Source organism: Geomesophilobacter sediminis (assembly GCF_016458275.1).
Lineage (GTDB): Bacteria > Desulfobacterota > Desulfuromonadia > Geobacterales > Geobacteraceae > Geomesophilobacter > Geomesophilobacter sediminis.
Window position 1 is genome coordinate 147316 of sequence record NZ_JAEMHM010000012.1, and the last position, 13595, is coordinate 160910.

At 62.5% G+C, this 13595-nt stretch carries 10 protein-coding genes; 5 read left to right on the forward strand and 5 right to left on the reverse strand.

Going from position 1 to position 13595, the window contains the following annotated elements:
* Positions 1 to 262 precede the first annotated feature (262 nt).
* Positions 263 to 1807, forward strand: coding sequence for a bacteriohemerythrin (locus JFN93_RS15655; RefSeq protein WP_199385036.1), 1545 nt, complete (start codon positions 263 to 265; stop codon positions 1805 to 1807).
* 207 nt (positions 1808 to 2014) lie between these two features.
* On the opposite strand, the gene JFN93_RS15660 is transcribed toward JFN93_RS15655, so the two are convergent.
* Positions 2015 to 2800 (reverse strand): C1 family peptidase, encoded by a 786-nt coding sequence (locus JFN93_RS15660; protein WP_199385037.1) that lies wholly within the window; start codon positions 2798 to 2800, stop codon positions 2015 to 2017.
* Between the two features lie 231 nt (positions 2801 to 3031).
* Here JFN93_RS15660 and hemH point away from each other — a divergent pair, with 231 nt between their 5' ends.
* From hemH to JFN93_RS15680, 4 genes are all read left to right on the forward strand, one after another.
* Positions 3032 to 3988: a ferrochelatase gene (gene hemH / locus JFN93_RS15665; RefSeq protein ID WP_199385038.1), complete on the forward strand. Its 957-nt coding sequence runs from the start codon at positions 3032 to 3034 to the stop codon at positions 3986 to 3988.
* The gene (locus JFN93_RS15670) at positions 3988 to 4167 is read left to right on the forward strand and encodes a hypothetical protein (protein ID WP_199385039.1); all 180 of its coding nucleotides are present in this window, start codon (positions 3988 to 3990) and stop codon (positions 4165 to 4167) included. The genes hemH and JFN93_RS15670 overlap by 1 nt, the downstream gene beginning before the upstream one ends.
* A gap of 109 nt (positions 4168 to 4276) precedes the next feature.
* The gene (locus JFN93_RS15675) at positions 4277 to 5095 is read left to right on the forward strand and encodes an AAA family ATPase (RefSeq protein WP_199385040.1); all 819 of its coding nucleotides are present in this window, start codon (positions 4277 to 4279) and stop codon (positions 5093 to 5095) included.
* Between the two features lie 194 nt (positions 5096 to 5289).
* Positions 5290 to 7239: a TraB/GumN family protein gene (locus JFN93_RS15680; RefSeq protein ID WP_199385041.1), complete on the forward strand. Its 1950-nt coding sequence runs from the start codon at positions 5290 to 5292 to the stop codon at positions 7237 to 7239.
* A 231-nt stretch (positions 7240 to 7470) separates the two neighbouring features.
* Here JFN93_RS15680 and selB read toward each other — a convergent pair whose 3' ends face one another.
* From selB to JFN93_RS15700, 4 genes are all read right to left on the reverse strand, one after another.
* Positions 7471 to 9378, reverse strand: a complete 1908-nt coding sequence (gene selB / locus JFN93_RS15685; protein ID WP_199385042.1) for a selenocysteine-specific translation elongation factor — start codon at positions 9376 to 9378, stop codon at positions 7471 to 7473.
* A gap of 233 nt (positions 9379 to 9611) precedes the next feature.
* Entirely contained in the window at positions 9612 to 11384 is a 1773-nt protein-coding gene (locus JFN93_RS15690; protein ID WP_199385043.1) for an ABC transporter ATP-binding protein, read from the reverse strand.
* A 154-nt stretch (positions 11385 to 11538) separates the two neighbouring features.
* Positions 11539 to 11775 (reverse strand): GxxExxY protein, encoded by a 237-nt coding sequence (locus JFN93_RS26225; protein WP_199385044.1) that lies wholly within the window; start codon positions 11773 to 11775, stop codon positions 11539 to 11541.
* A gap of 69 nt (positions 11776 to 11844) precedes the next feature.
* Positions 11845 to 13554 carry an ABC transporter ATP-binding protein gene (locus tag JFN93_RS15700; protein ID WP_199385088.1) on the reverse strand — a complete coding sequence of 570 codons (1710 nt, stop codon included), beginning with the start codon at positions 13552 to 13554 and terminating at the stop codon, positions 11845 to 11847.
* Positions 13555 to 13595 lie beyond the last annotated feature (41 nt).

Sequence of the window (13595 nt, forward strand, 5' to 3'; positions counted from 1 at the left end):
TGGCGGTCCGGTAGGTTTTAACTGACGCTTCCGTAGCGTTAATTCCTGTTAGTTACGAGTTGTTGAGAAGAGCATGGGACAATTTGTCACTGGTATGTCAAAAAAACACAAAGATGAGAGGATGTTGAACTAATTAAAGCCAAAACGTTTCTTTCCAATTCTATCACTAAACGTTAATGTAAAAATGTCTCAAGTTTGATGCTCGTCAGGTCGAAACCTCCAGTAAAGGGAACTAAACCCAGTAAGGCTTCAGGAGGAACTGATGTTATTGGTATTTTTCAATGGTGCTCTCATCCTGCTTGCCGTCATTCTCGTGACGGTTTTCAACAGTGGCAGCATTCCGGTCGCCTTCGGAGTCGGGATCGTGCTGCTGTTTCTTTCCGCTCTGCTCAACGCGATTTTGGGGCGCGGCAGATCCGGCAAAGGGCTCGGCCAAGTGGTCTCCGCCCTGGAACGCGCGGCTGCCGGCGACCTGTCGGTACGTGTCGAGGTGAACGGTAACCCCGAGGTGGCCCGGCTCGGCTCCGCGTTCAATACCATGATGGACGGTTGGAACACCACCATGCGCAAGTTCTTCACCGTCACCGACCTGGTGCGCGACTCCGTCACCCTGGTTCGCAGCACCACCGACGCCATGACGCAGGCCGCCGAAGATGTCGCCATGCAGGCGAGCACCATCGCCACCGCCAGCGAAGAGATGTCCGCCACCTCCAGCGACATCGCGCGCAACTGCCTCTTTGCCGCCGAGAACGCCCACAAGGCAACCGAGGAAACCACCACCGGCGCCGAAACGGTACAAAAAAGCTCCCGGCTCATGGAAAACATCGCCGACCGCGTCGTCTCCACCTCGACCACCGTCGCCGGGCTGGGCCAGCGTTCGGACCAGATCGGGGCCATTGCCGGGACCATCGAGGACATCGCCGACCAGACCAACCTCCTGGCGCTGAACGCCGCCATCGAGGCCGCCCGCGCCGGAGAGACCGGCCGCGGCTTCGCGGTCGTGGCCGACGAGGTGCGAGCCCTCGCGGAACGGACCACGAAGGCAACCAAAGAGATCGACTCGATGATCCGCTCCATCCAGAGCGAGACCAAGACCGCGGTCGGCTCCATGTCCGAAGGTGTCGAGCAGGTCAAGATGGGAACCGCGGAGACCCAGCGCTCCGGCGAGATGCTTGAGGGGATCCTCGGCATGATCAACGACCTGACCATGCAGATCAGCCAGATCGCCACCGCCGCGGAGGAGCAGACCGCGACCACCCACGAGATCACCCAGAACATCCAGCTCATCACCTCGGTAGTCGGCGACAACGTCGCCAGCGCCCGCGAGACCAGCGCCGCCACCGACAAACTCGCCCAGCAGGTGGACGAACTGCATGACCTGGTGAGCCACTTCAAGCTCACCGACGCCATGGTATGGGACTCCAGCTTCAGCGTCTCTATCCCGACCATCGACGAGCAGCACAAGAAACTCTTTGCCATGGTGAACGAGCTGAGCGATGCCATGCAGCAGAAAAGGTCCAAAGACGCCATCGGCTCCGTGCTGCAGCGCCTGATCGAATATACCGGCTCGCACTTCGGGCAGGAGGAGGATTTCTTCCGCCGGACCGGGTACCCCGAGGAATCCCGCCACTGCCAGCTCCACAAGGACCTGGTGCAGCAGGTGCTTGAGCTCCAGAGAAAGTTCAATTCCGGCGAAACCCTGCTCACCCACGACGTGGTCACCTTCCTTCAGGACTGGCTGGTGCGCCATATCAAGGGAGAAGACAAACGCTATACCAGTCACCTGACCTCGAACGGGATCAGGTAAGAATACCGGCAGGATTTACACGCAAACGGGGGATGCAGCTGATGCTGCATCCCCCGTTTTTTTTCAGTTATCCCCCAAACCTGGATCAGTCCTTTGATCCCCCCTTTGCCAAAGGGGGACTTCAAACCACCGCTTTAGACCGGCACGCAAATCGCGCCCCGGAAAGGGGCTCCCGCAGCACCGGTCCGCTCCGCCGGCGCCGTCTCGTTACATCAGCTCACCTCTCCGTATCGTCCAGAAGTCGTCGGAAAGGTTGCGATCCGAGAGGTAGGCGTACGGGAGGGTGAAGTACCCCTTCATCCCCCACCCCGTCCCCCACGAATTGCGGATGATGAACCGCTTGCTCGCGTCATCGTAGCCGACCGCCATCACCGCATGGCCTCCCAGCTGCTTTTCCCCGTGCTCCGGCAGGTTAGCCGTCCCGGTCTTCGCCACCTGCGCCGACTCGAAGCTCTCGTAGACCGAGAAACCGAAAACGAAGGGGAACCCGGAGGCGAGGCAGGCCCGCATCTCGTCGACGGTGTTGAGGCGCGCGTAGGAGAGGATCTGGTGTTTGGCCGCTTCGGTATAGCATCCCTTGGGCGGCTTCTTGGTGTAGCTGGCAATGTTGTAGGGCCAGTTTGGCTCCGCGCAGACCCCGATCTTGGCCAGGGTCTTGATGCCGTCCCGGATCATGGCACCGGAGTCGGAGTTGACCGTCCCCTCCACGGCCCGCTCGTTGTAGTAGATGAAGAGCCGGCTCATCTCGAGGTAGGGAACCTTGTCCTTAACCTCCAGAAATTCCAACGCGCCGGCCAGGGCGTTTGCCGTACAGCTCCCCAGCTCCCCCTGGTTTTCCACCGGGGAGCAGTAAGGACGCAGATCGACCAGGGTCGGCAGCTGCGGCGGAAGCGGCCGGATCGCCCCGTACATCTTGTCGCGATTGTCGGGAAGATCGGGAGTCCAGCCGTAGCGGGATTTTCTGGCTTGGGGAACGGTGCGCTGGGTTATCATGGCTCTCTCCTTTGGGCATTGGGCTGAAGCTCCCGAATCGGGAACTCCGCAATTAAAGCATTCCAATACTACAAATGAGCGCACCTTTTGCAATGCATAAGTTACAGGAGGAGCATCGGTATCTGCTATGCCAGTCCCCGCCAATCACTCAAGGGTGCATAACCATTTACCTGTTCTCCTTAACTTCATTTTCTGTTACATTCGGGCTATTCCATATCCCGAGAGGTGCCCATGTCCGAGAAGACCGCCCTCCTTTTGCTCCAGATGGGGGGACCCGACTCCATCGACGCAGTGAAGCCGTTTCTGCTCAACCTCTTCACCGACCGCGACATCATGAAGATCGGCCCCGCCTTCCTGCAGCCGTTCATCGCCCGGCGCATCGTCAAGAAGCGGGCACCGAAGGTCGAAGGGTACTACCGCGAAATCGGCGGCAAGTCCCCGATCCGGGAACTGACCGAGGCGCAGGGCCGCGGACTCCAGGAACTTTTGGGGCCGGGATACCGATCCTTCGTCGCCATGCGCTACTCCCGCCCCTCCACCCTGGAGGCGCTCTCGGCAATCAAGAAGGAAGGGATCTCCAAGGTCGTCGCCCTCTCCCTCTACCCGCACTATTCCCGGGCTACCACCGGCTCCAGCGTCAACGAGCTGCAGCGCATCCTGAAGGAATCCAAGGTCAAGTTCTCGGTCACCTACATCGACCGGTACTACGACCACCCGCTCTACATCGAGGCGCTGGCCGAGAAGGTCCAGCAGGGACTGACGGCCTTCCCGGATCCGAAGAAAGTCCAGATCGTATTTTCCGCCCACGCGCTGCCCCAGTCGTTCATCGACGAGGGGGACCCCTACCTGGCCCACATCCAGGAGACGGTGCGCCTGGTGATGGAGCGGATCGGCGACCAAGCCCCCCACCAGCTCTGCTTCCAGTCCAAGGTGGGGAAGGTGAAGTGGCTGGAGCCTTCCACCGGGGACATGATGAAATCATTGGCCGCGCAGGGGTGCAAGGACATCCTGATGGTCCCGCTCTCCTTCGTGTCCGACCACATCGAAACCCTGCACGAAATCGACATCCAGTACGCGGAAGAGGCACGGGAGCTCGGCATCGAGCGCTTCGTGCGCTCGGAGTCTTTGAACAACTCGCCCCGCTTCCTTGCCTGCCTGGCCGATCTGGTGCAAAAGGCAGAGAAATAGTGAAAACCTGCACCATCTGTAAGGCCGAATTCGACGAAAACGAGCCGCGCACCCTCTACGGGGAAGCCGGGGAATGGCTCGCCCAGGAGATGTGGGACGACGCCGGTGAGCTCTGCATGAGCTGCCTCGAAAACCGTGCCCGGCTCTCCATGATGTACTGCCACGAAATGAATCGCTGAACCTGCGGCCCCCCATGTGAGGGGCCGCTCGCTTTTAAAGGGAAATCTGAAGAGGACTGGCTCCGCAGGTGCCTGTCCCCTTACGGTGTCCCCTTCCTACGGAGAGAAGATGAAGAAGATCGAGATCGACGGTATCTCCCTGACCCTCGCCAACCCGATCGAGTTGCCGTTGCACTGGGTGGGGAACGATGAATTGCTGAAGCAGCTTCTGGCAGCCTGGATGGTGATCGACGAGCGGGACCTCCCGTTCAATCCGCGCCTGGTGGGAAAGCCCGGGGTGGGGAAGACGACGCTGGGCTACGCCGCGGCGCGGCGGCTGAACCGCGAGGTGTACCTGTTCCAGGCAACCATGGATACCCGCCCGGAAGACCTGATCATCACCCCGGTCGTGGGGCCGGAAGGCTCGATCCAGTACGCGGCATCCTCGCTGGTGACCGCGATGCTGCGCGGCGGTGTGCTGATCCTGGACGAGGGGAACCGGATGAGCGAGAAGGCGTGGGCCTCGCTGGCACCGCTTCTGGACGACCGGCGCTACGTGGAATCGATCATCACCGGTCTGCGCATCAAGGCGCACCCCGATTTCCGGATCGTGGTCACCATGAATGAGGACTCCTCGACCTTCGAGGTACCGGAATACATTCACTCCCGCCTCCAGCCCCAGATCTATATCGACTTCCCCGAGGCCGACGAAGAGATGGCGATCCTCAAGGAGAATCTCCCTTTCGCCACGACTTCGGTATTGAAGTACGTCGTGGAATTTTTGCAGCGTGGTCATGCTGCCGACGAGCCGTATTCGGTGCGCGACGGGATCAACATCGCCCGCTATGCCATGAAGATGACCGTAGCGACCGAACGGAGCCAGAAGGAGCTGTTGCCGCTCGCCGTGGAGCGGGTCCTCGGCCAGGAGGCGCTGCGGTATCTGCGGTAATTGGAAACCCCATCCTCACCCTGTCCGTCGCAAGCTCGCGCTTTCGCGCGTGGCGTTTGAAGGAGAGGAAGCGTGGGAAGCGGGACAAGCTGAAGATCCCAAAACGTGGAGATTCCGCCCCATTCAGGTCCCGTCCCCTTCAAGGGGAGGGACAGGGTGAGGATGGGGTTTTCCCGGCCCAAACCATTTAACCTATGTCCCTTTTACACCTGGAAAATTTCGGCAACGTCCACGCGCTCCCCATCCTGCACTACCGGATGGAGTTCGCCCACCTGGTCCGGGAGGCCTTCGACCGGGTCCGGCCGGACTGCGTCGCCATCGAGCTCCCGGGAACCATCGAGGCGCAATTCCTGCGCGGCGTGCGGCGCCTTCCCGAACTCTCCATCCTCGCCTACGGCGCCGGCGGCCAGACGGTGTTCCTCATCATCGAGCCGGCCGACCCGCTCGTCGAAGGTGCCCGCCTCGCCCTGGAGCACGACGTCCCGCTGCATCTGGTCGACGTCGATATCGACCGCTACCCAAGCTATCCCGAGTCCTTCCCCGACTCCTATGCGGTTCAGCGGATCGGCCTCAAGCCCTACTACGACGAGGTGGTGCAGGTCGCCCGCCGGACCCCGCCCGCCATCGAGGACCAACGCCGGGAACGGGGAATGGCCTACCGGCTGCAGCAACTCTCCGCCACCCACGAACGGGTCCTCTTCATCTGCGGCATGTACCACCTGGAACGGATCTCCCAACTGTTCCACGAGCCGCTCGCCTTCCCGCACGGCCGGGTGAAGCGCGGCGACGTCTCGCTCTCCAATCTCCATCCCGAATGCTGCCATGAAATCCTGGCGGAACACCCGTTCCTGTCCGCGCTCTACGAGCTGCGCCGCTCTCCGCTTCCCGAAGAGGAACGTCCCTCGGGGGCGACCCTGCGCAAGAGCTTCCATGCCTTCGAGCTGATCCTTGGGGGGAAGAAGGAGGTATCCGAGCGGGCGGTCCTCGACGAATCGGTGCAGCGCAGCGCGCGCCATTTAGGTCCCGAAGGCGTGATGCCGGACCGCCAGCGCGCCTTCCTCTGCCTCTTTCTGGAGGCGGCCCGCCACTACGCCCAGGAGACCGGGGAACAGGTGCAGTTCTGGCAGAAACGCACCTTCTTCCGTTTTGCCCGCAACTACGCGCTCCTTGGCAGCATGCTTCTCCCCGACCTGTTCCAGATGCTCGCCGCGGCGCGAAGCTGCGTCGACGACAACTTCGCCTACGCCTTCTTCCGGCTGGCGTCCTTCTACCCGTGGCAAAAGGACGCGACCGACCTGCCGACGCTGCGGGTTTCCGCCGATGACCTCTGGGGAGGCGCCCGCAAGATCCGGTTCCGCCCCAAAGAGCAGCGCAAGAGCAAGGGGCTCAACGGGCTGAAGATGCTGAACCGCAAGCGGGAGGCCCGGCCCGGGGAATGGATCGACGGCTTCGATCCCAGCGGCATCTGTTCCTATCCGCCGGAAGACATCACCATCGAGGCCTACGGGAAAAACCTGAAGAAGGTCGGCGCCCGGCAGCTGAGCGAGGAACAAAGCCGCAGCGAGCCGTTCACCACGTCGATGCTGGACGGGATCGACATGCGGGAGACGCTGCGCAACCTGCACGAGAAGAGGATCTACGTTCGGGAGAACCGGCGGGTGAAAAGCGAGGTGGGGTGCGTGGTGGTGATCTTCGACGAGGATCGGGGCAGGACGCGCTTTCCCTACTGCATGACCTGGCACGGCGAGCACGACCAGGAGTCCGACATGGCCTTCTATGCTACCGAGCCGGCGGGGAACATCGTGGGACCGGGGATATCGCGCTGCGAGTACGGCGGATTCATCCTGAGCTATCCGCCCCGGCGGATGAGCGACGTCTGGAGCGATCCGGACTACCGGTTCGCGCTGACCAAGGGGGAGAAGCTTCTGCTGGCGGCGCTCGACTACTCCCTGGAAAAGGACGTGATCTATGCCGCGCCGAAGCCGCCCCGGAGTTATATCAAGCAGCTCGCGGCCCGGCTGGGCCGGCGAATCGTGTATCTGCCGCTGGGAAGCCTCTCGCCCCTGACCCTGAAGAAGCTGCGGATCTTCCACATCCTCTTCGGCCGCGACAAGCGGGACATCGCCAAGGATTACATCTGGTAGGTCACTGTAGGAAGGACGGTGGGCAGGGGGCTGCCCACCCTACGACTGGTACGCAATCAACCTTAAACTCCCCCCTTTGTTTGCGAAGGGGGGCTGGGGAGAATTTGCTTTTTACGTACCCCACCATCCTCACCCTGTCCCTCCCCTTGAAGGGGAGGGGACGACGTGGCGACATTTCAAAAATTTCCCTCTGCGTCCCTCCGCGCCCTCTGCGGTGGGCTTTCCACAATCCTATCCCTTCCGCAAAACCCGCTTGTCTCCCAGGCGGATGGTCACCTTTTCCTGGTCGAAGTACTCCAGAAGCGGGATCATGTACTTTCTGGACAGCCCGGTCCGCTCCCGGAACTGGGGCGGAGTGATCTCACCGGTTTCCTTCAGGTGCGTAACCAGCTTCTCCCGTATCTCCGCCAGGGGGGCTGGTGCATAGAATAGATCGCCCTTCACCTTCACCACCCGCCCGGCGCGGTTCAGCACGTTCAGGTGCTCCAGGAGTTTCTTTTCACCCAAGCCGACGGCATCGCCCAGCTCCTTGATGGTGGGAGGCTCGATCCCGCCCGCCACCAGCGCCGCCTCGATCCGCTCCAGCATCCCTTCCTGATCCTCGGTGCCCGCCTGCCGCCCCGGAAGCCGCACCAGCTCGCGGTCCGCGATCGCCTCGCCGTCCTTTTCCAAGGCGGCGAGCAACGGGCCGAAGAAGCGCTGGTCGCTCCGCTTGGGGATGCGCGACTTGAGCTCCTCCTTGCCGATCCCTTCCTGGTGCGGATTTTCGTTGAGATAGCTCCGGATCTCCCCTGCCAGGCGCTTCTTCAACGCATTGAAGGCATCCCGGCCCAGGAAGATGCGCGGCTCGCGCACCACCTGCAGCACGCTCCCCGCCGACAGCAGCGGCGTCAGCGCGGCTTCGATCCGCCTGGCGGCAAAGCCGGAGCGGTTCACCATCTCTTCGATGGAGATTCCCGAAAGCAGCGAAGAGGCCACCATCAGCTCGATCCGCTCCTGGTCGGTGCCGGTTTCGAAGGCGCAAAGGAGCCGGAGCGCCTCCTGGGAGCGCCGCCGGCGCCCCGGCGGGAACGGGTCGAGCACCCGCCCTCCCCCGACCGTCGCCTGGGGCGAATAGCTTCGGAGCACGAAGGGGTCGCCGGGAAGAAGCAGGACCGGATGGGCCAGCCGAAGCTGGACGTAGGCGCTCTCCCCCGGCTTGAGGACGTCGCCTTCCAAAAGAACTGCCTTGGCGGCGACCTCGTAGGTGGCCGAATGCAAACGCAGGGTCGAGCGGTGCTTCAGTTCCTTCGGCGCCGAGGCGAGATAATCGAGCCGCACGTCGACCCCGCGGGTGGGACGGAACATACCCTTGGGAACCACCACGTCGCCGCGCTGCACCTCGGTTTGGTCCACCCCCTGCAGGTTCACCGCCAGCCGCTCGCCGGCCCCGCCCCGCTCGGCCTTCTTGCCGTGCGACTGGACGCCGCGCACCCGGCAGGCGATGCCGGAGGGGAGGATTTCCACCTCGTCCCCCACGGAAATGCCGCCGGAAAGGAGGGTACCGGTTACCACCGTGCCGAACCCGGTGACGGTGAAGACCCGGTCCACCGGGAGCCGGAAGGGAGCATCCTCCCGTTTCTGCTCGGCCTCGGCCCCCAGGCGCGCCAGTTCCGCCTTGAGCGCGTCGATCCCTTCACCGGTCCGCGACGACACCGGAATGATGGGCGCCCCGGCCAGAAAAGTCGGCTCCAGGTACTCGCGCAGTTCCTCGGTCACCAGGTCGAGCCAGTCCTTTTCCACCATGTCGCGCTTGGTGAGCGCCACCAAGCCCCGTTTCACACCCAGCAGCTGGCAGATTTCCAGGTGCTCGCGGGTCTGGGGCATGATCCCCTCGTCGGCGGCGATTACCAGCATGACGAGGTCCATCCCGCCGACGCCGGCGACCATGGTACGGACGAAGCGCTCGTGTCCCGGGACATCGACGATGCCGAACTGCAGGCCGCCCGGGAGCTCCAGGTGGGCGAAACCGAGCTCGATGGTGATGCCGCGGGCCTTCTCCTCCTTGAGTCGGTCGGTGTCGATGCCGGTAAGCGCCTTGACCAGCGAGGTCTTACCGTGATCGATATGTCCGGCAGTGCCGAGAATGAGGTGTTTCATGAGGTCCTCGGAAAGGGGGGAAATAGGGTCGAATTCCTCGTTCCCAGGGTCTGGCCTGGGAACGAAGTTACTTCAAACTCCCCCCTTTGAAAAAGGGGGCTGGGGGGATTTGCTTCTGAAGCTTTGGGAGATGGCGCAAAACCTTCAACGGCAAATCCCCCTACATCCCCCTTCGCAAAGGGGGACTTAATCGGCTTACCCGTTCCCAAGGTCCACCCTGGAAACGATAGCCATCAATCCTTGAACTGCAGCTGGTACAGGCGATAGTAGAGTCCCTGCGCCGCCATCAATTCGGCGTGGTTTCCCTCTTCGGCCTTCTCGCCGTGATGAATGACCACGATCCGGTCCGCGTCACGGATGGTGGAAAGCCGGTGCGCCACCACGAGCGTCGTCCGCCCTTCCATCAACGCCTGGAGCCCCTCCTCGATCAGCCGCTCGCTCGCCGGGTCCACGCTCGCGGTCGCCTCGTCCAGGACCAGGATTTCCGGGTCGAAGGCAACGGCCCGGGCAAACGAGATCAACTGCCGCTCGCCGGCCGAGAAGTTCACCCCGCGCTCGCGGACCTCGTAGTCGAACCGGCCGGGAAGCTGGTTGATGAACCGGTCCGCCCCGACCACGGCCGCCGCCCGCTCCATCCGGGCCCGCGCCTGCTCGTCCCCCAGACAGATGTTATAAGCAAGCGTCCCGGAAAAGAGGTACGGGTCCTGGAGCACGACCCCGATCCGGCTGCGCAGCGCCTTGAGGGAGAACTCCCGGATGTCCCGGTCGTTGATCGCGATCCGGCCCCGGTTTACCTCGTAGAGCCGGGCCAAAAGCCGCGTCACCGTCGTCTTCCCACCGCCGGTCTCCCCCACCAGCGCGATCTTTTCGCCGCGCTTGATGTCGAGGTTGATCCCTTTCAGGACGTAGTCTTCGCTCTTGTAGGCAAACCAGACGTTCTCGAAGGAAATGGACTGCAAAGCGGGAAGCTGCGTTTCCTTTTGCTCCCCCGCCGCGTCGGACTCCCGCTCCTGGTCCAGCATCCCGAAAATGCGTTCCAGCGCCGCCATCGCCCCTTGCATGACCGAGTACTTGGCCGAGAGGTCACGGATCGGGGAGAAGAAACGCTCGATGTATTGGATGAAGGCGACCAGGGCACCGAAGGTAAGGGTGCCGTGGACGATCTCGCCGCCGCCGTACCAGATGATCAGGGCCACCGCGATCGAGGAGAGGCTTTCCACCACCGCATAGAGTGCGGCGTCCCAGGTAATGACCGGGAGGTTGGCCTCGCGGTAGCTTTCGTTGAGCCTCCGGAACTCTGCCGCCTCGGCGCGCTGGCGGCTGAAGAGCTGCACTACCATCATCCCGCCGATGCTTTCGGTGAGAAAGGAACTCAGGTTGGCCAGGCGCGCCCGGACCTGCCGGAACGAGGTACGCATCCGGTTCCGGAAATTGAAGGCGACCCAGATCAGCAGCGGCAGCACCGAGAAGGTCACCAGGGACAGCTGCACGTTCATCCAGAGCATGATCCCGATGATGCCGGCGAGAACGAGGATGTCGCCGACCACGGTGACGATCCCCGCGGCAAACATCTCGCCCAGGACCTCGAGGTCGCTGGTGAGCCGGGAAACGAGGCTCCCGACCGGGGTGTGGTCGAAGAAGCGGGCCGAAAGCCGCTGGATGTGAGCGAAGAGCTCCATGCGCAGGTCGAACATGACCTTCTGACCCACGTAGGACAGGATGTAGACCTGGGCGAAGTTGAGCAGCGATTCGGCAAAGATGACGAAGAGGAACCAGCCGGCGAGCGCGGGGAGTCCGTGCATCTGGTGTTTCACGATATGGCCGTCGATGGCGACCTTGAGGATCCAGGGCTGCACCAGGCGTGCGGCGGCGATGAAGGGAAGGACGACGAGGCACCCCAGGACCAGGCGCTTGTAGGGGAGGACATAGCCGAAAAAGCGGCGCATGAGCCTGCGGTCGTAGACCTTCCCGACGATCTCGTCTTCGTAGATGCCGCCAAAGTGCATAGGAGTTACCTTTAAAAGCCCACCGCAGAGGGCGCGGAGGGGCGCAGAGGAAAACCTTTTTTATTTTCTTAGAGGTGTTCGGAGGTCATGGCACCCACGGCGCTTCATTCCAAGCCGAACTATTTCATGGCCGCAAAAGCGAGCCGCCTTAGCATTACAAGTGGTTTACCAGTCGCTTGAGGCCGTGCTTCAGGTGAAGGACGTTGAAATTCAGAAGCAAGCCCAGCTTTTTTCCGCTCAGCTTCAAGTACGACAAAAGCTGTGCCTCGTGGATCGGCAGCAACACATCCACCGACTGTCCATAGCCACTACCCCCAGAAAGGAAGTTCAGCACAAACCCCTGATTATCCTTCTCCACCGTCGCAGGTTCAACTAAGCAAGCAGCCCCCACGAAGGGAAAGCTAAGGCTAAGAAAGGTTTTCTCTGCGTCCCTCCGCGCCCTCTGCGGTGCGCTTTGATTTTAGAGTTTTTCGATCTCCGCCTTGAGTTGCTGTTCGCGGTGGATCGCCGCGTAGCGGCCGCCCAGCACCAGGAGCTCTTCGTGGCTCCCCTCTTCCACGATCTTCCCCTGCTCCAGTACGATGATCCGGTCGCAACCGCGCAGCGGCGAGAGCCGATGCGAGACGATCAGCACGGTCCGCTTTTCATAGTAGGATGCGAGCCCCCGCAGGATCTCCTCCTCGGTGTCCGCATCGACCGCCGAGAGCGGATCGTCCAGGATCAGGATGGAGGGGTTCTTGATCAGCGCCCGCGCAATTGCCACCCGCTGTTTCTGCCCGCCGGAAAGCGCCACCCCGCGCTCGCCCACCAACGTGTCGAACCCGTCGGGGAAACGGGCAATATCGGAGGAAAGCCCCGCCACCCGCGCCGCCGTCTCAACCTCCTCCAGGCTCGCCCCTTCCTTGCCGAAGGCGATGTTTTCCCGCACGGTCCGGGAAAACAGGAAGCTTTCCTGCGGCACGAAGCCGACCGCGTTGTGCAGCATGTCCAGCGGCAGGTCATTCACGTCGATCCCGTCGATCATGAGCATCCCCCGCTCCACCGGGAAAAGGCGCGGCACCAGCCGCACCAGGGTCGATTTGCCGCTCCCCACCACGCCGACGATGCCGATCCGCTCCCCTTTGGCGATCTTGAGGGTCACCCCGCGCAGCATCGGTGTCTGCTCGTAGGAAAAGGTGAGCTCGCGGAAGTCGAGCTCCCCCTCGATCCGCTCCGGGCGCACCGGGTTTTCCGGCTCCAACACCACGGGCCGCGCGTCGAGGATCTCGCCCAGGCGCGCCATGGACGCCGCCCCGCGCTGCATCAGGTTGAGGATCCAGCCGAACATGATGGTCGGCCAGACGAGCATCGCCAGGTAGCCGTTGAAAGCAACGAACCCGCCCAGGGTGAGCTCGCCGGCGATCACCTGGCTTCCGCCGATGAAGAGAATGATGAGGGTGCCCAGGGCCCCGGTCGCCGCCATGATCGGCAGCATCATCCCGCGCAGCTTGGCCATCCCCATGCACGCTTCCAGGTAGGCCCGGCTCACCTGGCGGAAGGATTCCACCTCGCCATCCTCGCGGCAGTATGCCTTCACCACCGAGGCGGCCGAGGCGTTCTCCTCGACCCGGGTGCTCAGCTTGGCCAGCGACTCCTGCACCGCCTTGGAGCGGCGGAACATGGAACCGCTGATCTTCTTGACGATGTACACCATCAACGGAAACGGGACGATGGCGTACAGGGTCAGAAACGGGGAGATGCGGGTCATCAGGAAAACGGCCGAAGCGTAGACGACGACGGTGTTGATCAGGCTCAGGATGCCGAAACCGAGCAGCATCCGGACGTTGGTGAGGTCGTTGGCCAGCCGGGAAAGGATGTCGCCGGTGCGCCAGGTCGAGTAGTAGGCCCGGTCCAGGGTGAGGAGCTTGCCGTAGAGATCGTCGCGCAGCAGGTATTCGATCTGGCGTCCGGCATTGAGGAGCGTGGTCCGGGAGAAGACGCGGATCACCCCTTGCGCGACGGCGGCGCCGGCAATCATCAGGCCGTACTGGCCGGGGGTGAACCGGCTCGCGTGCGGGTGCTGCAGCTCCTCCACGGCGAGTTTCAAAAGCCACGGGATGGCAAGCGCACACCAGTTGGTGGCGATAAGCAGCAGGGCGCCGAACAGGTAGGTTCCCTTGAGCCCCCGCATGTAGGCGTATAGTCTGGTCATCTCTCCGATAGCGCACCTCG

Excerpts from the sequence above, each read along its gene's own strand:
- selB (WP_199385042.1), bottom strand. The coding sequence starts at position 9,378 with ATGAAACACCTCATTCTCGGCACTGCCGGACATATCGATCACGGTAAG.
- JFN93_RS15680 (WP_199385041.1), top strand. The coding sequence starts at position 5,290 with ATGTCCCTTTTACACCTGGAAAATTTCGGCAACGTCCACGCGCTCCCC.
- JFN93_RS15655 (WP_199385036.1), top strand. The coding sequence starts at position 263 with ATGTTATTGGTATTTTTCAATGGTGCTCTCATCCTGCTTGCCGTCATT.
- JFN93_RS15675 (WP_199385040.1), top strand. The coding sequence starts at position 4,277 with ATGAAGAAGATCGAGATCGACGGTATCTCCCTGACCCTCGCCAACCCG.
- JFN93_RS15690 (WP_199385043.1), bottom strand. The coding sequence starts at position 11,384 with ATGCACTTTGGCGGCATCTACGAAGACGAGATCGTCGGGAAGGTCTAC.
- JFN93_RS15660 (WP_199385037.1), bottom strand. The coding sequence starts at position 2,800 with ATGATAACCCAGCGCACCGTTCCCCAAGCCAGAAAATCCCGCTACGGC.
- hemH (WP_199385038.1), top strand. The coding sequence starts at position 3,032 with ATGTCCGAGAAGACCGCCCTCCTTTTGCTCCAGATGGGGGGACCCGAC.
- JFN93_RS15700 (WP_199385088.1), bottom strand. The coding sequence starts at position 13,554 with ATGCGGGGGCTCAAGGGAACCTACCTGTTCGGCGCCCTGCTGCTTATC.